Annotated in this window: 22 protein-coding genes and 1 riboswitch; of the genes, 15 read left to right on the top strand and 7 right to left on the bottom strand. The window is 57.0% G+C overall.

Annotation, left to right across the window (positions count from 1 at the left end):
* Positions 1–38 precede the first annotated feature (38 nt).
* From nikA to Q1L34_RS01320, 7 genes are all read left to right on the top strand, one after another.
* Positions 39–1,607: a nickel ABC transporter substrate-binding protein gene (gene nikA, locus Q1L34_RS01350; RefSeq protein ID WP_004868650.1), complete on the top strand. Its 1,569-nt coding sequence runs from the start codon at positions 39–41 to the stop codon at positions 1,605–1,607.
* On the top strand, positions 1,607–2,551 hold the full coding sequence (nikB, locus tag Q1L34_RS01345; protein WP_004868652.1) for a nickel ABC transporter permease subunit NikB: 945 nt from the start codon (positions 1,607–1,609) through the stop codon (positions 2,549–2,551). Before nikA ends, nikB begins: the two co-directional genes overlap by 1 nt.
* Positions 2,548–3,381 carry a nickel ABC transporter permease subunit NikC gene (gene nikC / locus Q1L34_RS01340; protein ID WP_015585573.1) on the top strand — a complete coding sequence of 278 codons (834 nt, stop codon included), beginning with the start codon at positions 2,548–2,550 and terminating at the stop codon, positions 3,379–3,381. The genes nikB and nikC overlap by 4 nt, the downstream gene beginning before the upstream one ends.
* Positions 3,381–4,145, top strand: a complete 765-nt coding sequence (nikD, locus tag Q1L34_RS01335; RefSeq protein ID WP_088402330.1) for a nickel import ATP-binding protein NikD — start codon at positions 3,381–3,383, stop codon at positions 4,143–4,145. The genes nikC and nikD overlap by 1 nt, the downstream gene beginning before the upstream one ends.
* Positions 4,142–4,933, top strand: coding sequence for a nickel import ATP-binding protein NikE (nikE, locus tag Q1L34_RS01330; protein ID WP_032724994.1), 792 nt, complete (start codon positions 4,142–4,144; stop codon positions 4,931–4,933). Before nikD ends, nikE begins: the two co-directional genes overlap by 4 nt.
* Positions 4,921–5,337 (top strand): nickel-responsive transcriptional regulator NikR, encoded by a 417-nt coding sequence (gene nikR / locus Q1L34_RS01325; protein ID WP_004868659.1) that lies wholly within the window; start codon positions 4,921–4,923, stop codon positions 5,335–5,337. Before nikE ends, nikR begins: the two co-directional genes overlap by 13 nt.
* Before the next feature lie 139 nt (positions 5,338–5,476).
* Positions 5,477–5,660, top strand: a riboswitch (M-box (ykoK) riboswitch).
* Between the two features lie 56 nt (positions 5,661–5,716).
* On the top strand, positions 5,717–6,730 hold the full coding sequence (locus tag Q1L34_RS01320; protein WP_004868661.1) for a magnesium transporter: 1,014 nt from the start codon (positions 5,717–5,719) through the stop codon (positions 6,728–6,730).
* A gap of 43 nt (positions 6,731–6,773) precedes the next feature.
* Here the strand turns inward: Q1L34_RS01320 and Q1L34_RS01315 are convergent, their stop codons facing one another.
* Positions 6,774–7,967: a BaiN/RdsA family NAD(P)/FAD-dependent oxidoreductase gene (locus Q1L34_RS01315; protein WP_015585571.1), complete on the bottom strand. Its 1,194-nt coding sequence runs from the start codon at positions 7,965–7,967 to the stop codon at positions 6,774–6,776.
* A gap of 230 nt (positions 7,968–8,197) precedes the next feature.
* Here Q1L34_RS01315 and pitA point away from each other — a divergent pair, with 230 nt between their 5' ends.
* The 3 genes from pitA (at position 8,198) to Q1L34_RS01300 (ending at position 10,645) form a co-directional block, all read left to right on the top strand.
* Positions 8,198–9,697, top strand: coding sequence for an inorganic phosphate transporter PitA (gene pitA, locus Q1L34_RS01310; protein ID WP_004868665.1), 1,500 nt, complete (start codon positions 8,198–8,200; stop codon positions 9,695–9,697).
* A gap of 395 nt (positions 9,698–10,092) precedes the next feature.
* Complete coding sequence (locus tag Q1L34_RS01305) at positions 10,093–10,260, top strand: RNA-binding protein (RefSeq protein ID WP_327208712.1); 168 nt, start codon at positions 10,093–10,095, stop codon at positions 10,258–10,260.
* Positions 10,238–10,645, top strand: coding sequence for a hypothetical protein (locus Q1L34_RS01300; protein WP_327204338.1), 408 nt, complete (start codon positions 10,238–10,240; stop codon positions 10,643–10,645). Before Q1L34_RS01305 ends, Q1L34_RS01300 begins: the two co-directional genes overlap by 23 nt.
* 43 nt (positions 10,646–10,688) lie before the next feature.
* Here the strand turns inward: Q1L34_RS01300 and uspB are convergent, their stop codons facing one another.
* Complete coding sequence (gene uspB, locus Q1L34_RS01295) at positions 10,689–11,024, bottom strand: universal stress protein UspB (RefSeq protein ID WP_004868671.1); 336 nt, start codon at positions 11,022–11,024, stop codon at positions 10,689–10,691.
* A 379-nt stretch (positions 11,025–11,403) separates the two neighbouring features.
* On the opposite strand from uspB, the gene uspA reads away from it, so the two are divergent.
* Together uspA and dtpB are read left to right on the top strand one after the other, a co-directional pair.
* Positions 11,404–11,841: a universal stress protein UspA gene (uspA, locus tag Q1L34_RS01290; RefSeq protein WP_004126268.1), complete on the top strand. Its 438-nt coding sequence runs from the start codon at positions 11,404–11,406 to the stop codon at positions 11,839–11,841.
* Between the two features lie 320 nt (positions 11,842–12,161).
* On the top strand, positions 12,162–13,634 hold the full coding sequence (dtpB, locus tag Q1L34_RS01285) for a dipeptide/tripeptide permease DtpB (protein ID WP_004868674.1): 1,473 nt from the start codon (positions 12,162–12,164) through the stop codon (positions 13,632–13,634).
* Between the two features lie 36 nt (positions 13,635–13,670).
* On the opposite strand, the gene Q1L34_RS01280 is transcribed toward dtpB, so the two are convergent.
* A complete protein-coding gene (locus tag Q1L34_RS01280) occupies positions 13,671–14,174 on the bottom strand; it encodes an RrF2 family transcriptional regulator (RefSeq protein WP_004868676.1) in 504 nt (167 codons plus the stop codon).
* A gap of 232 nt (positions 14,175–14,406) precedes the next feature.
* Between Q1L34_RS01280 and Q1L34_RS01275 the strand changes: the two genes are divergently transcribed.
* Positions 14,407–15,609, top strand: a complete 1,203-nt coding sequence (locus tag Q1L34_RS01275) for an NAD(P)/FAD-dependent oxidoreductase (protein ID WP_004868678.1) — start codon at positions 14,407–14,409, stop codon at positions 15,607–15,609.
* A 105-nt stretch (positions 15,610–15,714) separates the two neighbouring features.
* Here Q1L34_RS01275 and rsmJ read toward each other — a convergent pair whose 3' ends face one another.
* The 3 genes from rsmJ to Q1L34_RS01260 form a co-directional block, all read right to left on the bottom strand.
* Positions 15,715–16,467 (bottom strand): 16S rRNA (guanine(1516)-N(2))-methyltransferase RsmJ, encoded by a 753-nt coding sequence (gene rsmJ / locus Q1L34_RS01270; RefSeq protein ID WP_015585567.1) that lies wholly within the window; start codon positions 16,465–16,467, stop codon positions 15,715–15,717.
* A gap of 132 nt (positions 16,468–16,599) precedes the next feature.
* Positions 16,600–18,642 carry an oligopeptidase A gene (gene prlC / locus Q1L34_RS01265; protein WP_004868682.1) on the bottom strand — a complete coding sequence of 681 codons (2,043 nt, stop codon included), beginning with the start codon at positions 18,640–18,642 and terminating at the stop codon, positions 16,600–16,602.
* Positions 18,643–19,043: 401 nt separating this feature from the next.
* Positions 19,044–20,315: an acid phosphatase gene (locus tag Q1L34_RS01260; RefSeq protein WP_032718363.1), complete on the bottom strand. Its 1,272-nt coding sequence runs from the start codon at positions 20,313–20,315 to the stop codon at positions 19,044–19,046.
* 193 nt (positions 20,316–20,508) lie between these two features.
* Between Q1L34_RS01260 and Q1L34_RS01255 the strand changes: the two genes are divergently transcribed.
* The gene (locus Q1L34_RS01255; RefSeq protein ID WP_004868687.1) at positions 20,509–21,351 is read left to right on the top strand and encodes a 23S rRNA (adenine(2030)-N(6))-methyltransferase RlmJ; all 843 of its coding nucleotides are present in this window, start codon (positions 20,509–20,511) and stop codon (positions 21,349–21,351) included.
* A 97-nt stretch (positions 21,352–21,448) separates the two neighbouring features.
* Positions 21,449–22,801, top strand: coding sequence for a glutathione-disulfide reductase (gene gorA / locus Q1L34_RS01250; protein ID WP_004868688.1), 1,353 nt, complete (start codon positions 21,449–21,451; stop codon positions 22,799–22,801).
* A 19-nt stretch (positions 22,802–22,820) separates the two neighbouring features.
* Here gorA and Q1L34_RS01245 read toward each other — a convergent pair whose 3' ends face one another.
* On the bottom strand, positions 22,821–23,954 hold the full coding sequence (locus tag Q1L34_RS01245) for a serine hydrolase domain-containing protein (RefSeq protein WP_015585565.1): 1,134 nt from the start codon (positions 23,952–23,954) through the stop codon (positions 22,821–22,823).
* Positions 23,955–23,986: the final 32 nt, after the last annotated feature.

The following is a 23,986-nucleotide window of genomic DNA, read 5'->3' as shown; positions in this document are numbered from 1 at the left end:
AAAATCATCATACTTTCCTTCCTGTTGAGATAAAGACCTTGTCTATTTTCCGCACCACGCTGCTGGCGCTTCTCGCCTGCGCACCTCTGCTGACCGCCGCCGCTTCATACGACATCACCACCGCCTGGCCGGTGAACGTGGGTCCGCTGAATCCGCATCTGTATACCCCCAACCAAATGTTTGCCCAAAGCATGGTCTACGAGCCGCTGGTCAAATATCAGCAGGATGGTTCGGTCAAGCCGTGGTTGGCGAGCAGCTGGAGCCACTCTGCGGACGGGAAAGTGTGGCTCTTTACCCTGCGTAACGATGTGCAGTTTTCTAACGGCGAGCCGTTCAATGCGCAGGCCGCGGTCGCCAACTTCCAGGCGGTGCTGGCTAACCGGCAGCGCCATGCCTGGCTGGAGCTGACCAACCAGATTACCGACGTACGGGCGCTCAGCGATACGCAGCTGCAGATTACGCTCAAAAGCGCCTACTACCCTTTCTTGCAGGAGCTGGCGCTGCCGCGCCCGTTCCGTTTTATCGCCCCTTCGCAATTTGTTGAAGGGGGAACACAGCACGGTATCAAAGCGCCGATCGGCACCGGCCCCTGGGTGCTGAAAACCTCTCAGCTCAACCAGTATGATGTGCTGGTACGTAACGACCGCTACTGGGGTGACAAACCGGCGATCCGCCAGGTGACCGTGAAAGTGATTCCGGACCCGATGACCCGCGCCGTCGCTTTTGAAACCGGCGATATCGATCTGCTTTACGGCAACGAAGGCCTGCTGCCGCTGGATACCTTCGCTCGTTTCAGCCATAACCCGGCCTGGCGTACCCAGCTCTCTCAGCCTGTCGAAACGGTGATGCTGGCCCTGAACTCCGCCAGAGCTCCCACGAACGAACTGGCGGTGCGTGAAGCGCTGAATTACGCGGTGAACAAAAAATCGCTGATCGACAATGCGCTGTACGGTACACAGCAGGTGGCCGACACGCTTTTCGCCCCTTCCGTGCCATACGCCAATATTGGCCTGAAACCGCGCCACTACGACCCACAGCAGGCCAACGCCATGCTGGAAAAGGCCGGTTGGGTCAGGCCCGCGGGCAAAGCGATTCGCGAGAAGAATGGCCAGCCGCTGCACATCGAACTGTCGTTTATCGGTACCGATGCCCTGAGTAAGTCGATGGCGGAGATAATCCAGGCGGATATGCGCCAGGTCGGGGTGGATGTGGCGCTGGTTGGCGAAGAGGAGAGCAGCATTTACGCCCGCCAGCGCGACGGCCGCTTTGGCATGATTTTTAACCGTACCTGGGGCGCGCCGTACGACCCGCACGCTTTTATGAGCTCAATGCGCGTCCCCTCGCATGCCGATTACCAGGCGCAGCAAGGGCTAGCGGACAAGCAGCTGATTGATAAAGAGATTGGCCAGGTTCTGACCACCAGCGACGATGCGCAACGTCAGGCGCTGTATCGCGATATTCTCACCCGTCTGCACAACGACGCGGTCTATCTGCCCGTCAGCTATATCTCAATGATGGTGGTGGCGAAACCCGAGCTGGGAGCGATTCCTTACGCAGCGGTTACCGCTGAAATTCCGTTCGAACAGATCCAGCCGGTGAATCCCTGATGCAACGTTATCTGCTGCGACGCATACTGCTGATGGTTCCGATGATTTTTGCCGCCTCGGTGATTATCTTCCTGATGCTTCGCCTCGGCACCGGTGACCCGGCGCTCGACTATCTGCGGCTTTCAAACCTGCCGCCCACGCCGGATATGGTGGCCTCTACGCGGACGATGCTCGGATTGGATCAGCCGCTCGTCGTCCAGTACGGCCGCTGGCTCTGGCGGGCGCTACATCTCGATTTTGGCGTATCATTTGCCACCCAGCGTCCGGTGCTTGACGATGTGCTGCGCTTCCTGCCCGCAACGCTGCAGCTGGCGGGCGCGGCGCTGGTGCTGATCCTGCTGACCTCCGTACCGCTGGGTATCTGGGCCGCGCGTCACCGCGAGCATTTGCCGGATTTCATCGTGCGGCTCATCGCCTTTCTTGGCGTGTCGATGCCTAACTTCTGGCTCGCCTTTTTGCTGGTGCTGTTCTTCTCGGTCTATTTACAGTGGCTGCCAGCTCTGGGCTACGGCAGCTGGCAGCATATCGTCCTGCCGGCCGTGTCGATTGCGTTTATGTCGCTGGCGATTAACGCCCGCCTCCTGCGCGCCAGCATGCTGGAAGTCGCCGGACAGCGCCATGTCACCTGGGCTCGCCTGCGCGGCCTGAATGCCAGGCAAATCGAACGTCGTCACATTCTGCGCAACGCCTCGCTACCGATGATTACCGCCGTAGGAATGCACATTGGCGAACTGATCGGCGGGACGATGATCATCGAAAATATCTTTGCCTGGCCGGGCGTCGGGCGCTATGCCGTTTCGGCCATTTTTAACCGTGATTATCCTGTGATTCAATGCTTTACGCTTATCATGGTGGTGGTATTCGCCCTGTGCAATCTGGCGGTCGATCTGGTCAATGCCGCGCTGGACCCGCGTATTCGTCGTCATGAAGGAGCGCACTCATGAGCTTTTTCTTCTCAGCGCGCGGTTCGGTGCGCGCGGCGCTGGTCATTATCGTTCTGCTGATGCTGGTGGCGCTCACCAGCCAGTGGTGGCTACCGTACGATCCGCAGGCCATTGATTTACCTTCCCGTCTGCTGCCACCTGACGGCCAGCACTGGCTGGGGACCGACCATCTTGGCCGCGATATTTTCTCCCGTCTGCTGGCGGCGACCCGGGTGTCACTGGGGGCGGTGATGGCCTGTTTACTGCTGGTTCTGGCGCTGGGGCTTCTCGTTGGCGGCTGTGCCGGACTCATGGGCGGGCGCGTCGATCAGCTCACCATGCGGGTGGCCGATATGTTTATGACCTTTCCTACCTCCATTCTGTCGTTTTTTATGGTCGGCGTGCTGGGGACCGGGTTGACCAACGTGATTATCGCTATCGCCCTGTCTCACTGGGCCTGGTACGCGCGCATGGTTCGTAGCCTGGTGGTATCCCTGCGCCAGCGCGAGTTTATTCTCGCCGCGCGGCTGAGCGGCGCAAATCGCTGGCGGCTTTTCCTCGATCACCTGGCCGGCGCGGTGGTGCCCTCGCTGCTGGTTCTCGCCACCCTCGATATCGGTCATATGATGCTGCACGTCGCCGGGATGTCGTTCCTCGGTCTTGGCGTCAGCGCCCCCACGGCGGAATGGGGGGTAATGATTAACGATGCGCGGCAGTTTATCTGGACCCAGCCGCTACAGATGCTGTGGCCCGGCCTGGCGCTGTTTATCAGCGTGATGGCCTTTAACCTGGTGGGCGACGCGCTGCGCGATCGTCTCGATCCTCACCTAATCGCGGAGCACAGCCACTGATGCCGCAAAAGATCCAGTTAGAACAATTGACGCTGTGCGCCGGCCGCCCGCTGGTGACGGCGCTGTCGCTGACCCTGCGTCGCGGGCAGGTGCTGGCCCTGCTGGGTAGCAGCGGTTGCGGAAAATCGCTGACCTGCGCCGCAGCGCTTGGCGTTCTGCCTCCCGGTGTCCGGCAAACCGCCGGGCGTCTGCTGCTGGACGGCATTCCGGTGCACGGCGAACAGCTGCGGGGCGGTACCGTCGCCACGATTATGCAGAATCCGCGCAGCGCCTTTAATCCGCTGTATACGATGGCAACTCACGCGCGGGAAACCTGCCGCGCCACCGGCCAGCCCGCGGATGAGGCGGCGCTTATTGCCGCCATGACCGCCGTCGGTCTGGAAAACCCGTCTCAGCTCCTGAAACGCTATCCCTTCGAGATGAGCGGCGGGATGTTGCAGCGAATGATGATCGCCCTCGCCCTGCTGAGTAAAGCCCCCTTTATCTTCGCCGATGAACCTACCACCGACCTCGATGCCGTGGCGCAGGGGCGCATTCTGGATCTGCTGGAAGAGATTGTCTCCAGCCGCGGCCAGGGCCTGCTGCTGGTCACTCACGACATGGGCGTGGTGGCGCGGCTGGCGCATGAGGTCGCGGTGATGGACCACGGGCGCATCGTCGAGCGTTGCGACGTCAACACCCTGTTTAGCGCTCCCCGACATCCGGTCAGTCAACGGCTGCTGGCGGCACACCTGGCGCTGTACGGAATGGAGTTTGCAGGATGAACCTACTGAACGTGACCGACGTCAGCCACGATTACCCGCACCATCCGGGCGTGCTGCGCGACGTCAGCCTGAGTATCCAGGCGGGTGAAACGGTGGCGCTGCTCGGACGCAGCGGTTGCGGTAAAAGCACCCTGGCGAGGATGCTGGTCGGCCTTGAAACACCGGATCACGGCGAGATAACCTGGCGCGGAACGCCGATTCAGACGTTAAAAGGCGACGCGCAGCGGGCATTTCGTCGCGATATCCAGCTGGTTTTCCAGGATGCACAAAGCGCGGTGAACCCGCGCAAAACGGTGAATGAGATCATCAGCGAGCCGCTGCGCCATCTGTTCCGCTTCGCGCGCGATGAGCGCCAGGCGCGGGTCGAAGCGATGATGCAGGCGGTGGACCTTTCTCCACACCTGCTCGACAAACGCCCGCACCAGCTCAGCGGCGGGCAGCTGCAGCGGGTCTGCCTGGCCCGGGCGCTGGTTGTGCGTCCCCCCTTACTGATCCTCGATGAGGCCGTTTCGAATCTTGATCTCGTTTTACAGGCGGAGATCGTTGCGCTGCTGAAGCGTCTGCAGGTACAGTTTTCTACCGCCTGCCTGTTTATCACCCACGATCTGCGGCTGGTCGAGCGCTTTTGTCAGCGGGTGATGGTGATGGAGAGCGGGCAGATTCTGGAAACCACGGCGGTCAACACACCGCTGCGTCTTCAGTCAATGGCGGGCCGGACACTCCAGCGTGCGGTCCTTCCCGCTTTTCCACCTTCCCTTGCCATAGAGAAACGACCATGCAGCGCGTAACCCTGACTCTTGATGACGATCTTCTGGCGACCCTGGACGCGCTGAGCGCCCAGCGCGGGTACCACAACCGTTCGGAGGCGGTGCGCGATATCTTGCGCAATTCGTTGATGCATGAGCATGCGCAACAGCCCGAACAGCGCGGTTACGCGGTGCTTTCCTATGTCTATGAACATGAAAAACGCGAGCTGGCAAGCCGACTGATCGCCACGCAGCATCACCATCACGATCTGTCCGTTGCGACGCTGCACGTGCATATCAGCCATGATGACTGTCTGGAGATTGCCGTCCTTAAAGGTGAAATGGGCGAGGTGCGGCATTTTGCCGATGAGGTGATTGCCCAGCGCGGCGTACGTCACGGGCATCTGCACTGCTTAACCGCGCAAGACGAGGGTTCGCACGACTGACCCGCCGATAATGGCGGCAATGCCATTCGACGTATAGCCCGGAAAACCGACCAATTTTACGTGGTTTATCAACCGTTGATAAACCACGTAAATTATACGCTTTCACAACTTGTCTACCTTCCTATAATGGCCGCTCATTTAACGATCTCGTTATGGCGAGGCTCCTGCACAAATACAAGTTACCGCCCTGCTGGTATCGAGAGAGACCACTCAGGGAAATACAGGCATCCATCGAATCAAGGTGTTGCCAAGGTAACTTCTGACGGCGTTCATGCCGGACAGATACGTTGTGCAGTGCTAAAACCAGGACGTAGGGATCTGCCTGTGCTCATCCTGTCTTGTTCGCCCCTATGAGTGATTTTTTATAGGGAATTACACCATGTCTTCAATGCAACACTGCGCCGCGCACCTGGCCACTTCCGCCTTCGACGGCGATGCGATCGCCCAGTACATGCGTACCGATTTTATCACTCTGCCCGAGCACCTCAGCGTCTATGAAGCGCGGGAGCTCTTTGTCTCGCAACTCACCAGCGATGATATTCCGGGCCAGGTCTTTGTGGTGGCCGGAAAGAAGCTGCGCGGCAGTTTATCCATTAAAAAGCTGCTTCAGGAGAGCGATACGGCGCAATCCATTCGCTATCTGATGGACAGCTGCCTGTTCCGCGTGAAACCCGATGATGAGCGTCAGGAGGTGGTCGCCGAACTGAGCGAACGCGGACTCGACCTGGTGCCGGTGGTTGAAAAAGGTGAGCTGGTTGGCTGCCTGATGGAGAAAGAGATTGCCCATCTGCTGGAGGACGACGTCACCGAAGATGTGCATCGCCAGGGCGCAACGCTCCCGCTGGAGAAGCCCTATCTGGAGATCAGCCCGTGGACGCTGTGGAAGAAACGTTCGGTGTGGTTATTGCTGCTGTTCGTGGCAGAAGCCTACACCAGCAGCGTCATTCAACATTTTGAAGAGGCGCTGGAATCCGCCATTGCGCTGGCCTTCTTTATTCCGTTGCTGATCGGCACCGGCGGTAACAGCGGTACGCAGATCACCTCCACGCTGGTCCGTTCCATGGCGCTCGGGGAAGTACGCCTGCGCGATATGGGCCGGGTGATTCGTAAAGAGATGACGACGTCGCTGCTGATTGCCCTCACTCTCGGTCTGGCGGGCTGCCTGCGCGCCTGGATGATGGGCATCGGCATGGAGATCACTCTGATTGTCAGCCTGACGCTGGTCTGCATTACGCTGTGGAGCGCGGTGGTCTCGTCAGTGATCCCTCTGACGCTTAAACGCGTGGGCATCGACCCGGCGGTCGTTTCCGCGCCGTTTATCGCCACGCTGATTGATGGCACCGGGCTGATTATCTACTTCAAAATCGCCCAGCACTTTCTTGGTCTGAACTGATAAACCGAGGGCAGCTTCCCGTAGCAGAGAAGCTGCCCCTGTCTTACGCTTCTACCAGCGCCTGGGCGCAGGCCCAGGCAGAAGACCATGCCCACTGGAAGTTGTACCCTCCCAGCCAGCCGGTCACATCCATCACTTCACCGATAAAATAGAGCCCCGGCACCTTGCGTGCTTCCATGGTTCGCGACGACAGTTCGTGCGTATCTACGCCGCCGAGGGTCACCTCCGCCGTACGGTAGCCTTCGGTGCCGTTGGGCTGCACGCGCCAGGCGGTCAGCGTCTCCACCAGCATTTCCTGCTCGCGCACGTTGAGCTGTTTTAGCGTGACGTCCGGAATTTGCCCCAGCTGCTGCAGGCACTCCACCAGCCGCTTCGGCAGCTGCATAGCGAGGGTGTTTTTCAGGCTTTGATTCGGATGTTCGCTCCGCTGCTCGTTAAGGAAATCATCAAGATGGCAATCAGGCAGCAGGTTGATGGTGACAAACTCGCCCGGCTGCCAGTAGCTGGAAATCTGCAGTACCGCCGGCCCGGAGAGCCCGCGGTGGGTAAACAGCAGATTCTCGCGGAACACCGTGCCGTCCTGTGCGGTAATGGTTGATGGCACCGAAACGCCCGAGAGCACCTGCAGCTGCTCAAGCAGCGGTTTATGCAGAGTAAAGGGCACCAGCCCCGCACGGGTCGGCAGCACCTTGAGACCAAACTGCTCGGCAAGTTTATAGCCGAACGGCGATGCCCCCAGTCCGGGCATCGACAGGCCGCCGGAGGCGACCACCAGTTTTTTCGCCGCCACCTCGTCGCCATTAAGTTGCAGTCTGTAGCCTTCATCGTCGCGTTCTACGCTGATAATTTCGCTACGCAGGCGAATTTGCACGCCGCCCTTGTCACATTCCGCCAGCAGCAGGTTGACGATTTGCTCTGCGGAATCATCACAAAACAGCTGGCCGAGGGTCTTCTCATGCCAGGCAATACCGTGTTTGCCCACCAGTTCGATAAAATCCCACTGGGTATAACGCGCCAGCGCAGATTTGCAAAAATGCGGGTTCAGGCTGAGATAAGCGGCCGGTTCAATATACATATTGGTAAAGTTGCAGCGACCGCCGCCGGACATCAGGATTTTACGGCCTGGCTTTTTGCCATTATCCAGCAACAGCACGCGCAGCCCCGCCTGGCCCGCCTGCGCTGCACAAAACATTCCCGCCGCTCCGGCGCCAATTACAATGGCATCAAACCTTTCCACACAACTTTCCTCATATCCCGATTGTCGGGAATTGTAAATTTTTCACGCTGGTCGCACCAGCACGAAAATCGATGTATTCATGTACATCATTGAAAGATATAGGATTACTCTCAAGCAGGTAAAATCCAGACAGGAAGAAAATCAAAAAAAGTCTATATTTCACTTTGCCCGCGCCGCTAAAGTCACTGATAATGCGCCGCGTTCATGTCCTCAAAATGGCGTAACGTCCTATGCTACATTTATTTGCCGGTCTGGATTTACATACCGGGCTATTACTATTGCTTGCTTTAGCTTTCGTGCTGTTTTACGAAGCGATTAACGGTTTTCATGATACCGCAAACGCTGTTGCTACTGTGATTTACACACGCGCAATGCGGTCACAACTTGCGGTTGCGATGGCGGCCCTCTTCAACTTCTTCGGCGTTCTGTTGGGTGGTCTCAGCGTCGCTTATGCCATCGTGCATATGCTGCCGACCGACCTGCTGCTTAACATGGGTTCCGCACATGGCCTCGCCATGGTGTTCTCTATGCTGCTGGCAGCGATTATCTGGAACCTCGGTACCTGGTATTTTGGCCTTCCGGCCTCCAGCTCGCACACGCTGATCGGCGCTATCATCGGTATTGGTTTAACCAATGCGCTGATGACCGGCACGTCCGTGGTCGACGCGTTGAATATCCCGAAAGTCATCGGTATTTTTGGCTCACTTATCATCTCACCGATTGTTGGTCTGGTGGTCGCTGGCGGCCTGATTTTCATTTTGCGTCGTTACTGGAGCGGTACCAAAAAACGCGCCCGTATTCACCTGACGCCTGCAGAACGTGAAAAGAAAGACGGTAAGAAAAAGCCGCCGTTCTGGACCCGTATTGCCCTGATTCTGTCCGCCATTGGCGTATCGTTCTCGCACGGTGCTAACGACGGCCAGAAAGGCATTGGTCTGGTCATGCTGGTGCTGATCGGCGTGGCGCCGGCTGGTTTCGTGGTTAACATGAATGCCTCCGGCTATGAAATAACCCGGACCCGCGATGCGGTGAACAACGTGGAAACCTTCTTCGAACAGCGCCCTGAGCTGTTGAAAAAGGCCACCGGCGTTGACCAGCTGATTCCGTCTCCGGAGGCCGGGACGGCCGCCAGCGGCGGTGAGTTCCATTGCCATCCGGCGAATACCATCAACGCGCTGAATCGCGTGAAGACGGCGCTGACCGGTATTGAAAGCTACGACTCGCTCTCCATTGATCAGCGTAGTCAGCTGCGTCGCATCATGCTGTGCATTTCCGACACCACCGATAAAGTCGCGAAGTTACCGGAAGTGAATGCTGACGATCAGCGCCTGCTGAAGAAACTGAAAACCGATATGCTGAGCACCATCGAGTACGCGCCAATCTGGATCATTATGGCCGTGGCGCTGGCGCTGGGTATCGGCACGATGATCGGCTGGCGTCGCGTGGCGACCACTATCGGTGAAAAGATCGGTAAGAAAGGTATGACCTACGCACAAGGTATGTCTGCCCAGATGACCGCGGCGGTTTCGATTGGTCTGGCGAGTTACACCGGTATGCCGGTTTCCACCACCCACGTGCTCTCCTCCTCCGTAGCGGGGACGATGCTCGTCGATGGCGGCGGCCTGCAGAGAAAGACCGTCACCAGTATTCTGATGGCGTGGGTGCTTACTCTCCCGGCGGCGATTCTGCTGTCCGGCGGGCTGTACTGGATAGCGCTGAAGATTATCTAAGAAGCTGAAAGCGACAAAAAAGCGGGTCAGGAAACTGACCCGCTTTTTTTATATCCGTTGTTTTACTTAATCTTTTTCTGGCATGAGGAAAATCTGAACATTTTTTGTTCAAAAACATGGAGGAAAAAAAATATCATCCCGGCCAGGATAAAATACCTCACAGCGGAGAATGTATGGCTTCTGTCCCCATCCCAGGACCTGGTTCAATCGTTATAGCGAGCAATATGCGCGAAGCACGCCGTCAAGGAGTGTCACGTAATATGGCTACCCCATGAACGTACTACTGGTTTTATCAAAAAGTCAGAAATGGCGGCCCGTGGGATGATAAAAAATTCGCCCCGTATTTCGCCGCGTTCGGTAATTTCAATTTTGGGGCTACCGGCACTGCCGCAGGTATTCCTGCGAACATCCTTCTTATGGGCGCAGGTTGGGCGCAGGGTCGTGCGGGAACCTCAAAACCCGAATGGGGGAAATGGTATGAAAAACCTCCCTATGGAGATGCCCCTACGGATCAGCGCAATATCAGAGAAGGGATAGATTATGCCATTCAGAACGGCTATTAGATGGCTCCATCGGCTTGTTACGCTGGCACTTCTGGCCCTGATCGTCGGATTTGTGTGGCTCAACCACCATCTCGATCCGCGAAATAGCGATGAGCTCCAGCGTGTTTATAAATTGTCTGACGGCGTTTGGCTCTACATGACCGTTAACAACCGAGGTGACGCAACGGTGCCTACAATCTATCGTTGCTATCTGTCGCATGAGATAGCAGGGAACAATACAGAAATTATCCAGCAGCTTACGCAGAAGAGCCCGGTGATTGAGGGGACAGGGAGTCTTACGAGTGCCGGCATAGATAAAAACGGGGAAGTGAACCTCTCTTACAGCGGGAAGGTTATCTCACTCCAGGACAATATCTCAGACCTCAGATTCTCAGTTAAGCCCTGACCCCGATGCAAAGAAGGCGAGACTCGCCTCGCCTTTCTTATGCTCAGTGCCAAATCATCAATGCGATCAGACTCACCACCACCAGACCACACAGGGCGCTGGTCAGAATAAACTGCCGCCGTACCCGCTCGCAGCGACGAATAAACTCATCATCGTGATGATCGCGATAACGTTGGGCATAAATGTACCAGACCAGGCGCACCTGTTTGCCCGGCTGCCCATGCGAAGTAAAAAAGCCTCCGCCATCAACATATTGATAAAGCAAGGGATCGCAACCACGTAGCACAACCAATAATGCACGCAATGATGAGAAGTAGCGTGCCATATTCACCACACAAACGATACACAGGGCCCAAAACAGCGCAATAGTGCTGATCATACGTCCTCCCCGGCGACCCGCCCTCGGAGACATCTCCGGAGCTAGCGCTTCCCAATACCCAACCCAACATACAATATGAGAGTGCGATTCCGATCACGTTTATTTATCCGATCGGCTCATTAAATAGTGTAGGAGATCAGTCAATTTTTTTACCACAAGGTTAATCGTTATCAATACGTAAGATGAATATATTTGTTTAACTTTTGGTGAACCAGGTGCATTGACGGAGCGCGAGGGGCGCTATAAGGTAGAAATATCTTCTACAATTAAGTCCTTAAAGGGCTGAACCCCCGCGGATTAGCACGCAGGACGCGGGCGAAGCGGCAGCACCAGCTGTCTGGTCCAATGGTCATCGACAACTTATGGAAGGAGTAACACTATGGCTTACAAACATATTCTTATTGCAGTAGACCTCTCCCCGGAAAGCAAGGTTCTGGTAGAGAAAGCCGTTTCTATGGCGCGTCCTTATAATGCCAAAGTCTCTCTGATTCACGTGGATGTTAATTACTCTGACCTGTACACCGGTCTGATCGATGTCAACCTGGGCGACATGCAGAAACGGATTTCCGAAGAGACGCACCACGCGCTGAGCGAGCTGTCTACCAATGCGGGCTATCCGATTACCGAAACCCTGAGCGGCAGCGGCGATCTCGGCCAGGTGCTGGTTGATGCAATTAAAAAATACGATATGGACCTGGTGGTCTGCGGTCACCATCAGGATTTCTGGAGCAAGCTGATGTCTTCCGCACGTCAGCTCATCAACACCGTTCACGTCGATATGCTGATTGTGCCGCTGCGCGATGAAGAAGACGAATAACCGTTCGCGCGGTTAACCATCAGAATGCCAGCGCCCGCCTTTGCGGGCGTTGTCGTTTTTTACGAAGGGCCTATTTGCCAGCGCCCATTGCCTGCGTCCATTGGCCGATGCAAATATAACTAACCCGCCTTTACCGCCAGGATATCAAACCGAATATTTATTAACGATTAGTGTGATCAACCAATTATTAGAAAAATAATCTATATAATAATCTACTCCCAAAGCCAATAGCCGCATCATTGCGCTTCATCATACTTTTTCAGCGCGTTCTGGCATACGCGTTCATACTTTTTTGGGATTGCACTACAAGGCGAAGGAATATGAAAACTACTGCACCTACGGGGCTGTTGCAGCAACCTCGTCCGTTCTTCATGATTTTTTTTGTGGAATTATGGGAGCGATTTGGTTATTACGGCGTCCAGGGGATCCTGGCGGTCTTTTTTGTTAAACAACTTGGATTTTCTCAGGAACAAGCGTTTATTACCTTTGGCGCCTTTGCCGCGCTGGTTTATGGGCTGATCTCCATCGGCGGCTATGTTGGCGACCACCTGCTCGGCACCAAACGCACGCTGGTTCTTGGGGCCGTGGTGCTGGCGCTGGGCTACTTCATGACCGGGCTGTCGCTACTTAAACCCGACCTGATTTTTATCGCCCTCGGGACGATTGCCGTCGGTAACGGGCTATTTAAAGCCAATCCCGCCAGCCTGCTGTCAAAGTGCTATCCACCCAAAGATGCCCGTCTCGACGGCGCATTCACCCTGTTTTATATGTCGATTAATATCGGCTCGCTGCTGTCGCTCTCTCTGGCGCCGGTGATCGCGGAAAAATTTGGCTATGCCGTAACCTATAACCTGTGCGGCGTGGGGCTGATTATCGCCCTGCTGGTCTATTTCGCCTGCCGTGGAATGGTGAAAGATATCGGTTCAGAGCCGGATCATCGGCCGCTTGTTGTGCGCAATCTGCTGTACGTGCTGGTCGGCACGGTGGCAATGGTGTTCCTTTGCGCCTGGCTGATGCATAACGTCAAAATCGCTAACCTGGTGCTGATTGTCCTCTCTGTCATCGTGATTATTTTCTTCTTCCGCGAAGCCTTCAGACTGGATAAAACCGGGCGCAACAAAATGTTTGTCGCCTTTATCCTGATGCTGGAAGCGGTGCTGTTCTACATTCTGTACGCGCAGATGCCGACATCGCTAAACTTCTTCGCCATCAATAACGTTCACCACGAGATCCTCGGCATGACCATTAACCCGGTCAGCTTCCAGGCCCTGAACCCGTTCTGGGTGGTGGTGGCCAGTCCGGTGCTGGCGGCGATTTATACCCGCCTTGGCAACAAAGGCAAAGACCTCACCATGCCGATGAAATTTACCCTCGGCATGTTTTTATGTTCGCTGGGCTTCCTGACCGCCGCCGCTGCGGGAATCTGGTTTGCCGATGCTCAGGGGCTGACGTCGCCGTGGTTTATCGTGCTGGTTTATCTGTTCCAGAGTCTGGGAGAGCTGCTGATCAGCGCGCTGGGGCTGGCAATGGTCGCCGCGCTGGTGCCGCAGCATCTGATGGGCTTTATTCTGGGCATGTGGTTTCTGACTCAGGCAGCCGCCTTCCTGATGGGGGGATACGTCGCCACCTTCACCGCCGTGCCGGACAATATCACCGACCCGCTGCAAACCCTGCCGGTTTATACCGGCGTGTTTAGCAAGATTGGTCTGGTGACGCTGGGTGTGACCCTGGTGATGGCGATGCTGGTACCGTGGCTCAACCGGATGATTAATACGCCGTCGAGCGACAAATAATAACCTGCTTAACCTCAGCGGCGGGTGTCGCTGAGGTTACCCTTTCCGCGCGGCAATCCAGTCCCGCACTTCTATGACAAACTCGTCCGGCGCTTTGCGATACATCTTACGCGCCAGGTCCAGAATAGTATGTTGCCCTAGCGCCTCTTCCATCCGCTGCTGCGCCATATCCATCACCGATCGCACGCCGCAGATCCCTTCGCAGGCCCATTCCGGCGGCTGTGCGTCAAACACCGCCAGCCGCTGGCGAATTTCACGACATTCAAAGATACGCTTATCACCATCGATGGCGTTGACCACATCCAGGACCGTTATCTGTTCGGCGGGTTTTGCCAGCTGAAACCCGCCGCCCTTACCCTCAATGCTGCGCACCAGACCGGCTTTAGACAGGCGGGTGAAGATTTTGGCCAGATAGTCGTAGGGCACGCTTTGCAGATCGGCAATTTCCCGCACGCTCATCTCGCGGGCATCACCTTTGCTATCCACCATACACATCAGGCTATGGATGCCGTATTCAACTCCGGAACTGTAAAATGCCATGCTCTAATCTCAGCCAAAAAGAATCTGAGTTATTGTAGCTTTTTCGCCCCAACCGTGCCAGAAGGATAAAATAACAAGTTAAGATGAAAAATTTAAACTTGTTTTTTATCAACGTGATGAATGCAAATCAAGGGATAAAACCCAGACCGCAGCACAAATCACATTGCAAACTCATACTACGACAAATAAAATCCGAGTAAAAATATCGTCGTTAACAATGAGTGAAACCATCATGCGTAAACAAATTCTGGTTGTCGGTGCCGGCTTTTCGGGAATGTGGGCTGCGCTTAGCGCCGCCCGCCTGGCCGATCAATATCAACATCAGGCCGTGGATATCACCGTCATTGCGCCGCAGCCAGAGCTGCGCGTGCGTCCACGCTTCTATGAGAAAGCGGTACCAACGCTGGTTGCGCCGCTGCAACCTTTGTTTGATGCTACCGGCGTGCACTTCCTGCGCGGCACCGTTTCACAGCTCCTTCCGGCCAGCAAAGCCGTCGTCTGGACGGATACCAACGGTGAAACACAGCAGAAGCGCTACGACCGGTTAATCCTGGCCAGCGGCAGCCATGTGAACCGTTCGTTAGTGGCCGGCGCCGATGCTTATGCCTTCGATCTCGACCAGCTGGAGAGCGCCAGCGTTCTGGAACAGCACCTGCAATCACTGGCTCACGAAGCCGATAGCGAGCCACGCAATACCGTTGTTGTCTGCGGCGGTGGCTTCACCGGCATTGAGATGGCCATGGAGTTACCCGGCAGGCTGCGCGAGATTCTGGGTGAGAATGCTAAGACCAGAGTAGTCGTAGTTGAACGCGGTCCGCTGCCGGGATCGCGTTACAGCGAAGCGCTACGCGACGTTATCGTCCAGGCCTCCGCAGAGCTCGGTGTTGAATGGCGGGTCAATACTGAAGTTGAGCGGATTGATGCCGATGGCGTCATGCTTAAAGACGGGCAGAAGATCGCATCCCGCACCGTTATCTGGACGGTTGGCGTGCAGGCAAACGGCCTGACGGCACAAATTGAAGCGCCTCGCGATCGCCTGGGTCGTCTGCATGTGAACACGGCGCTTCAGGTGGTCGGCTATGACGATATCTATGCCACCGGCGACGTGGCCTACGCGGCGACCGATGACAAGGGAAACCATGCGTTAATGACCTGTCAGCACGCTATTTTGCTGGGTAAATTTGCCGGTAACAACGCAGCGGCAAGTCTGCTGGATGTCGCGCCGTTGCCGTATCGCCAGGAAAACTACGTCACCTGCCTCGATCTCGGCGCCTGGGGTGCAGTCTATACCGAAGGGTGGGATCAGCAGGTGAAGCTGACCCGGGAGGAAGCGAAAAAGCTGAAGGTGTCGATCGTCAGCGAGCTTATCTATCCGCCGAAGGCTGAGAAAGCGGTAGCCTTTGAGATTGCTGACCCGCTGGCGCCGTTTGTCTGAACCCAGGAAACGCCCCGGTTGCGCTGCGCTTACCGGAGCGATGAACGGTCGCCCGGATATAAGGCAGGTATGCCGCCATCCGGGGGAACGATGGTGACTGAAGCGTTACTCGGGCGTCCCGGCGTAAATATCAAAGCGGTGGCCTTTGGTGACCACCGCGTTCGGCGTGGCGACATCCGCCAGCGGCGGGGCGTAATCCGGACGTTTCACCACCACCCGTTTGGTCGCCAGCTGACGCGCTGGCTCCAGCAGTCCGTCAGCATCCAGATCCGGCCCCACCAGCGACTGAAATACGCGCATCTCTTTCTTCACCAGCGCGCTTTTCTGCTTATGCGGGAACATCGGGTCAAGATAGACCACCTGCGGGCGTGGCGTAATGTCCGTCAGCGCCGTCAGGCTGGAGGCGTGAATCAGCTGTAAACGCTCCCGAAGCCACGGGCCGATTTCCGGGTCAGCGTAGCCACGAGCCAGCCCGTCATCAAGCAGGGCCGCCACTACCGGGTTACGTTCCAGCATGCGCACCCGGCAGCCCACCGAGGCCAGCACGAAGGCATCGCGACCCAGTCCTGCCGTCGCATCCACCACATCCGGCAAATAGTCGCCTTTAACGCCCACCGCTTTCGCTACCGCCTCGCCGCGACCGCCGCCAAATTTACGTCGGTGGGCCATCGCCCCGCCGACGAAATCAACGAAGATCCCGCCGAGCTTTGGCTCATCGCGTTTACGCAGCTCCAGATGTTCGCGGGTCATAACCAGCGCCATCAGGTTGTCATCATCCTGCGTCAGGCCCCAGCGAGCGGCAAGAACAGATAAGGCGCCGTCTCCGGCGCCCGTTTCATCAATTAAGCAGATTTTCACGTCCACTTTACCCTAAAGAATGCGCGTTGCATCAAGACAACAAAAGAACGAATCCCTGGCCACGCACAGAGTATGCGGCCAGGGCGAGTGAGTACCGTTGCCAAAGAGGCAGCCTGAGGAATGACGGGGAAATTAGCCCTTAATCCCGTAATGCTCCAGCATCGCGTCGAGCTGCGGTTCGCGTCCACGGAAGCGTTTGAACAGCACCATCGGCTCTTCGGAACCGCCGCGGCTCAGGATGTTATCGAGGAACGACTGGCCGGTTTCACGGTTGAAAATCCCCTCTTCTTCAAAGCGCGAGAAAGCATCCGCCGCCAGGACATCGGCCCACAGATAGCTGTAATAGCCTGCCGCATAGCCCCCGGCAAAAATATGGCTGAAGGCATGTGGGAAACGACCCCAGGACGGCCCTGGCACCACGGCGACCTGCTTTTTGATTTCCGCCAGCGTTTCGAGGATTTTCGCCCCTTGCTCCGGCTGGTACTCCGCATGCAGACGGAAGTCGAACAGGCCGAACTCCAGCTGACGCAGAATGAACAGCGCGGCCTGATAGTTTTTCGCCGCCAGCATTTTTTCCAGCAGCGCCTGCGGCAGCGGTTCACCGGTTTCATAGTGGCCGGAGATAAATGCCAGCGCTTCCGGCTCCCAGCACCAGTTTTCCATAAACTGGCTCGGCAACTCGACCGCATCCCACGGCACCCCGCTGATGCCGGAGACGCCGGCGGTATCGATACGGGTCAGCATATGGTGCAGACCGTGACCAAACTCGTGGAACAGCGTGATCACTTCATCGTGAGTAAACAGCGCCGGTTTGCCGTTCACCGGGCGGTTAAAGTTGCAGGTCAGGTAGGCCACCGGCTTTTGCAACGAGCCGTCGAGTTTGCGCATCTGCCCGACGCAGTCATCCATCCACGCCCCGCCGCGTTTGTGCTCGCGAGCATACAGATCGAGATAGAAGCTGCCGCGCAGTTCGTTGTTCTCATCATACAGCTCGAAGAAACGCACTTCCGGGTGCCAGACATCCACATCGGTACGCTCTTTGGCGCTAATCCCGTAAATGCGGTTCACCACTTCAAACAGGCCGTTAACGGCTTTGTTTTCCGGGAAATAGGGGCGCAGCTGCTCATCGCTGATGCTGTAGAGATGCTGCTTCTGTTTTTCACTGTAGTACGCGATATCCCACGGCTGCAGCTCGTCGACGCCGAACTCCGCTTTTGCGAAGGCGCGCAGCTGAGCCAGCTCTTTCTCGCCCTGCGGACGAGCGCGTTTCGCCAGGTCGGTCAGGAAGTCGAGCACCTGCTGCGGGTTCTCCGCCATTTTGGTCGACAGCGATTTGGAGGCATAGCTGTCAAAGCCCAGCAGCTGGGCCAGCTCGTGGCGCAGCGCGAGAATTTCTGCCATCACCGGGCTGTTGTCCCATTTGCCGGCATTCGGCCCCTGGTCCGACGCGCGGGTGGAGTAGGCGCGATACAGCTCCTCACGCAGCCCCTGGTTGTCGCAGTAGGTCATCACCGGCAGATAGCTCGGAATATCCAGCGTCAGCAGATAGCCTTCCTGCTCTTTCGCCTGGGCCTGAGCCTGGGCTGCCGCCAGCGCGCTTTCCGGCATCCCGGACAGCTCAGCGACGTCAGTGACCAGCTTGCTCCAGCCCATGGTGGCGTCGAGCACGTTGTTGCTGTACTGGTTGCCGAGCTCAGACAGGCGTGCGGCAATCTCGCCGTAGCGTTTCTGCTGCTCTTTCGCCAGGCCAATCCCCGACAGTTCAAAATCGCGCAGCGCGTTATCCACCGCTTTTTTCTGCGCGGTGTTCAGCGTGGCGTAATGGTCACCGTCGCGCAGATCGCGATAGGCTTGATACAACCCTTCATGTTGACCGACCCAGGTGCTGTATTCCGACAACAGCGGCAGCGTTTGTTCATAGGCTTCGCGCAGCTCGGGGCTGTTCTTGACCGAGTTCAGATGACTGACCGGCGAGAAGATGCGTCCCAGCACATCATCCACTTCAGCCAGCGGCTGGCAGAGCGTTTCCCAGCTGTACGGCGCGCCTTGCGCGACCACGCTTTCTACCGCGGCCCGACAGTCGTCCAGCGCTTTGGTAACCGCAGGGACGACGTGTTCCGGCTTGATCGCAGAAAAAGGCGGCAATGAAAAAGGCGTCAATAATGGATTGGTCATATGCGCAGTCCTGTTGAAAAGGGTGAATGAAGCGCGCGTTCCGGCGCTTTAGCATGAGATCTAGAATGGGGGATCGTGACGGGAATTTCAATGTCACACCGTGCCAGACGCCGGGTATTGCTGCAATAAGTGGGCGTTATTGGCGCAGGCAGTTTGAACCCGCACAGCGCGGAGAAACCGGAGCTTACGCCTGGTACATGAGGATTTGATTCGCTTCGCTCACCCTTCGGGTCACCCTGAAGGGCGTTCAAAGATATATCGTTATGAGCACCGCCCGGCTTCAAACTGGCAAGCACAAGAGTCCTGATAAGACAGATCCTCAGTGGTTGCCTGACTGGCGCCGGTTTTCCCCGGCTATGTGGGCCGGGGATATGGTCATCCGACAAACCGGACGGGGTGGATTAATGTGCTTTCAGCGCCATCTGATATGCCGCCGGCAGATTCACCCGCTGCCAGAACTGCTGGTCGGCGGTCTCGCCCGACAGCGGATAGCCCGCCGGAAGCGCGGTTTTCACCATCAGCGCCCGGCGCTGGGCGGCGGACAGATGAGGTAGCGCGGTCTCCAGCAGAACCTCTGCCCCTTCCGGCACCGTCAGCGCTGACTTTTCCCCCTTCTGCTGCGGCAGGTTGTAGGTCATGGTGAACGCGTAAAATGCGTTCATCGCCGGATCGCGGTACGGGTCGTCTTTTCCGGCCGGCTTCGCGCACTCGGCCAGTGAAGTCGCGCACTCTTTTTCCAGCGCCGTTCGCAGCTGATCGCGCGCTTCATTGAACAGCGCACGATACTTCGCGTCGTTGAGGTAATGCGCGACGTTACGCTGCGCCACCATCCGCGACCCCATCACATCCAGCGGGTAATGGACGCCAAGCACAATGCGGGAATAGCCGTAGCGCGCGCCGCGGGTCACCAGCGCATCAAAGCGCTCCGGGATCATTTCAGCCATCAGCAGCGCATCGGTGTAACCGGTGTTGGTGTGTCCGCTGGGGAAGGAACCTCCGTCAGCGGTGTAAGGCTGGTTGTCCTTTATCACCACATCGTCCGGCACCAGATGAATGGTATTGCCCTGAATCAGGAACGGTCGCGGGTTGTTATAATGCTTTTTCGCCGCCCCCGTACTGACTTCACTGGCCTTAATCAGCGCCGCGGCTTTACCCAGCTCGCCTTTGTCGTAGGCCGTGAGGAAGGCTTTGCCGAGCCGCGGGCCCAGCGCATCGCTGAGGAAATAGAGATAGCTAATCCCTTCCGCATCCGCCAGCGCCTGATGGCGGGTAGCCTGCGTTGCATCGCGGTTGATCGCGGTCACCGTCGCCAGGTTATCCTTCACCACCGAATCCGGGAGCTTGCTGAAGGCGGCCAGCAGCGCGATACCCGCCTGCTGATTCGCTTTCTCCTCAAAATCGTAGCCGCTGGCCTTCAGCCAGGCCTTATCCGCCTGGGTTTTACTCTGTTTTGCGTGCGCGAGCTGGCCGCGGCTGAGCGTGGCGGCATCGCCCTTCAGCGCAGCGCGCAGCTGCGTCAGCGCCTGACCTTCGAGACCGTCAAACGCCTGGCTGGCCGCCGCTGGCGTCACGCTACCGGCGATCGCCGCCGCCTGGTTCAGCGGAACCTCTTTCGCCAGAGCCGGCAGCGCCAGGATTAACGCTGAGGTCAGGAGTGTGATTTGCAATTTCATTATTTTTCCTTTTATTCAAACAATTACCTTGCCTTCACGCGACGCTAGCGCTGATATTTGACGTTTTTATGACGCGGTCATGTTTTGCAACGCTTTTGACCTCATTGAAACAGCGCGGTGCTACAGCGGTAATCTGTACGGATCTGCGGTAAACTATCGGTCATCTTGTTTAATTCCCGGAATCTCTGCATCCATGCTCAGTTATCGCCACAGCTTTCACGCAGGCAACCACGCCGACGTCCTTAAACACACCGTTCAGAGTTTGATCATTGAATCGCTGAAAGAGAAAGAAAAACCGTTTCTCTATCTGGACACTCACGCCGGCGCGGGCCGCTATCAGCTGAGCGGCGAGCACGCCGAACGTACGGGTGAATACCTGGAAGGCATTTCCCGTATCTGGCAGCAGGACGACCTGCCGGCCGAGATGGAAGCCTACATTTCCGTCATCCAGCATTTCAACCGTAGCGGCCAACTGCGCTACTACCCGGGTTCTCCGCTGATCGCTCGCCAGCTGCTGCGCGAGCAGGACAGCCTGCACATGACCGAACTGCACCCGAGCGATTTTCCGCTGCTGCGTTCGGAATTTCAAAAAGATGCCCGTGCCCGCGTGGAAAAAGCCGATGGCTACCTGCAGCTGAAAGCGAAGCTGCCGCCGGTATCCCGTCGCGGCCTGATTCTTATCGATCCGCCGTACGAGATTAAAAGCGACTACCAGGCGGTCGTGGCCGGTATCCACGAAGGTTACAAACGCTTTGCCACCGGCACCTATGCGCTGTGGTATCCGGTGGTACTGCGCGCGCAGATTAAGCGCATGATCAGAGATCTGGAAGCGACCGGCATTCGCAAAATCATGCAGATTGAACTTGCCGTGCGTCCGGACAGCGATCAGCGCGGCATGACCGCTTCCGGGATGATCGTCATTAACCCACCGTGGAAGCTGGAACAGCAGATGAACAACGTCCTGCCGTGGCTGCATAAGAAGCTCTCGCCGACCGGCATCGGACATGCCACCGTCGGCTGGATCGTACCGGAGTAATCACAGCCATCGGTGGAACCTTTTACGCCTCGCGCTACAATCGCGGTCATTCAACGATTAAGGGCCTACCAGGATAGGTCTTCTAAGGATACAGGCTATGAGCAAACATTATGATTACATCGCTATCGGCGGCGGCAGCGGCGGCATCGCCTCCATCAACCGTGCGGCAATGTATGGCCAGAAGTGCGCGCTGATTGAAGCTAAAGATCTGGGCGGCACCTGCGTCAACGTCGGCTGCGTACCGAAGAAAATCATGTGGCATGCGGCGCAAATTCGCGAAGCGATTCATCTGTATGGCCCGGACTACGGTTTCGATACCACGATTAATCACTTCGACTGGGACAAACTGGTAGCCAGCCGCAGCGCATATATCGACCGTATCCACACCTCCTATGACAACGTGTTAGGCAAAAATAAGGTGGATGTCATCAAAGGCTTCGCCCGTTTTGTGGATGCCAAAACCGTGGAAGTGAATGGCGAAACGATCACCGCCGATCATATCCTGATCGCCACCGGCGGCCGTCCGAGCCATCCGTCTATTCCGGGCGTTGAGTATGGCATCGACTCTAACGGCTTCTTCGAGCTGCCGGCCCTGCCGAAGCGCGTCGCGGTGGTGGGCGCAGGCTATATTGCCGTTGAGCTGGCTGGCGTCATTAACGGCCTCGGCGCCGAAACGCACCTGTTCGTGCGTAAACATGCGCCGCTGCGCAGCTTCGATCCGCTGATCGTTGATACCCTGGTCGAAGTGATGAACACCGAAGGGCCGCAGCTGCACACTCACGCCATTCCGCAAGCGGTAGTGAAAAACGCGGACGGCAGCCTGACGCTTCAGCTGGAAGATGGCCGGAGTCAGACCGTGGATTGCCTGATCTGGGCCATTGGTCGTGAGCCGGAGACCGATAATTTCAACCTCGCAGCCGCTGGCGTAAAAACCAACGACAAAGGCTATATCGTGGTGGATAAATTCCAGAACACCAACGTGCCGGGGATCTATGCCGTGGGTGATAACACCGGGGCGGTGGAGCTGACGCCGGTCGCGGTAGCCGCGGGCCGTCGCCTGTCCGAACGCCTGTTCAACAACAAGCCGGAAGAGCATCTGGATTACAGCAATATCCCGACCGTGGTCTTCAGCCATCCGCCGATCGGCACCGTCGGTTTAACCGAGCCGCAGGCGCGAGAGCAGTATGGCGATGACGCCGTGAAGGTCTATAAATCGTCCTTTACCGCGATGTATACCGCCGTGACTTCGCACCGCCAGCCGTGTCGCATGAAGCTGGTATGCGTCGGCCCGGAAGAGAAGATTGTCGGCATTCACGGTATCGGCTTCGGCATGGATGAAATGCTGCAGGGATTTGCAGTGGCGCTGAAAATGGGCGCAACCAAGAAGGACTTCGACAATACCGTGGCGATTCACCCGACCGCCGCGGAAGAGTTCGTGACCATGCGTTAATCTCTTCAGCCCCGTGTTCTCACGGGGCTTTTTTTATGCGCTCATCGCCTGCCGTATAGGACGGTTTTGCGACCTGATTTTGCAAAATCGCCTGCCCGATGTAGTTACTCCAGTTAAAGCTGTTTTGCAGCACCACCACCGCATTCTGATTAGCCTTATCAAAACCGATATAGCTGGAATAGCCGCCGATATAGCCCACCTGATAGGTGATTCTTTGCCCGCCGAGCGTATCGGTCACCCAGGCGATATTGGCCGCCTCTTTTTCCCGTGGATAGTAATCAACGCTGACGTCGGCAAAAGCCTTATCCAGCGCGGCATGATGGGTCGGAGAAAAATGAGCGCGGGCATATTCAATCAGGTCGCGGGCGTTACTGTACAGACTTGCCGCGCCCACCATGTTGTTGCTGAACTGCCAGTCAGGAGTCAGCGCGCCGCGAGGTTTAAACCTGGGCTGATCACCCGCATGGCCGAGCGCCCGCCGGGAAAAACCGCGCAGCGTTTGCGGCCGATAGCTGGTACTTTGCATCGCCAGCGGCTGAAAAATCTTTCGCCACGCCAGACTTTCTATCGACTCCCCGGTCTGATAGGTGAGGAGGTAACCCAGAATCGCGTAGCCAAGATTGGAGTATTTCGGCTCGCGGGTGAGCGGCGCGTCAAAGGTGCTCAGGTAGCCCAGCACGTTGTCGCTATCGAGCTCGTGATAGAAGTTTTCACCATCGCTCAGATAGACCAGCAAATGTTCAAGCGACAGCAGGTTCATCGGCTGACGCGGCAGACCCGACGTGTGCGTCACCAGTTGCAGCAGCGTGATTTTCTTTGCATCGTCGCTAAGCGGTGTCCCCGGCGGAAGCAGCGTGAGTAGCGTGTCGTCCCAGTGCAGCCGCCCTTCGTTGACCAGTAACGCGATCGCTTCAGCGGTGGTTCCTTTGCTCAGGGAACCCAGCGCAAAGAGCGTATCCGGGGTGATGGGGTAGCGGTTTTTGGCATCGGTCACACCGTAGCAGTGAAACTCCGCCGGGCCATTACGCTGGATGATCGCCACCACCACGCCGCTGACCTGTTTCTGCTGCATATAACGGCCGACAAGGGTATCGATGGGCAACGCACGGCCATTTTGCCCGACCAGCGCGGTTGCCTCAGAGGGGGCGCTCATTTGCGAGAGCGTTCCGGAGCATCCTACAAGCA

The organism is Klebsiella ornithinolytica, from assembly GCF_030505655.1.
GTDB classification, from domain to species: domain Bacteria; phylum Pseudomonadota; class Gammaproteobacteria; order Enterobacterales; family Enterobacteriaceae; genus Klebsiella; species Klebsiella ornithinolytica.
The sequence above is the reverse complement of the archived record's forward strand: the minus strand, read 5'-3'. Positions and strand labels throughout refer to the sequence as shown.

Bases quoted from the DNA above. Each gene is read 5' to 3' on its own strand.
- gorA (WP_004868688.1), top strand. From the start codon at position 21,449: ATGAGCAAACATTATGATTACATCGCTATCGGCGGCGGCAGCGGCGGC.
- Q1L34_RS01280 (WP_004868676.1), bottom strand. From the start codon at position 14,174: ATGGCATTTTACAGTTCCGGAGTTGAATACGGCATCCATAGCCTGATG.
- Q1L34_RS01300 (WP_327204338.1), top strand. From the start codon at position 10,238: ATGCCATTCAGAACGGCTATTAGATGGCTCCATCGGCTTGTTACGCTG.
- nikE (WP_032724994.1), top strand. From the start codon at position 4,142: ATGAACCTACTGAACGTGACCGACGTCAGCCACGATTACCCGCACCAT.
- dtpB (WP_004868674.1), top strand. From the start codon at position 12,162: ATGAAAACTACTGCACCTACGGGGCTGTTGCAGCAACCTCGTCCGTTC.
- nikR (WP_004868659.1), top strand. From the start codon at position 4,921: ATGCAGCGCGTAACCCTGACTCTTGATGACGATCTTCTGGCGACCCTG.
- Q1L34_RS01255 (WP_004868687.1), top strand. From the start codon at position 20,509: ATGCTCAGTTATCGCCACAGCTTTCACGCAGGCAACCACGCCGACGTC.
- Q1L34_RS01320 (WP_004868661.1), top strand. From the start codon at position 5,717: ATGTCTTCAATGCAACACTGCGCCGCGCACCTGGCCACTTCCGCCTTC.
- uspB (WP_004868671.1), bottom strand. From the start codon at position 11,024: ATGATCAGCACTATTGCGCTGTTTTGGGCCCTGTGTATCGTTTGTGTG.
- Q1L34_RS01245 (WP_015585565.1), bottom strand. From the start codon at position 23,954: ATGAGCGCCCCCTCTGAGGCAACCGCGCTGGTCGGGCAAAATGGCCGT.
- Q1L34_RS01275 (WP_004868678.1), top strand. From the start codon at position 14,407: ATGCGTAAACAAATTCTGGTTGTCGGTGCCGGCTTTTCGGGAATGTGG.
- pitA (WP_004868665.1), top strand. From the start codon at position 8,198: ATGCTACATTTATTTGCCGGTCTGGATTTACATACCGGGCTATTACTA.
- uspA (WP_004126268.1), top strand. From the start codon at position 11,404: ATGGCTTACAAACATATTCTTATTGCAGTAGACCTCTCCCCGGAAAGC.
- prlC (WP_004868682.1), bottom strand. From the start codon at position 18,642: ATGACCAATCCATTATTGACGCCTTTTTCATTGCCGCCTTTTTCTGCG.
- nikC (WP_015585573.1), top strand. From the start codon at position 2,548: ATGAGCTTTTTCTTCTCAGCGCGCGGTTCGGTGCGCGCGGCGCTGGTC.
- nikB (WP_004868652.1), top strand. From the start codon at position 1,607: ATGCAACGTTATCTGCTGCGACGCATACTGCTGATGGTTCCGATGATT.
- nikD (WP_088402330.1), top strand. From the start codon at position 3,381: ATGCCGCAAAAGATCCAGTTAGAACAATTGACGCTGTGCGCCGGCCGC.
- Q1L34_RS01260 (WP_032718363.1), bottom strand. From the start codon at position 20,315: ATGAAATTGCAAATCACACTCCTGACCTCAGCGTTAATCCTGGCGCTG.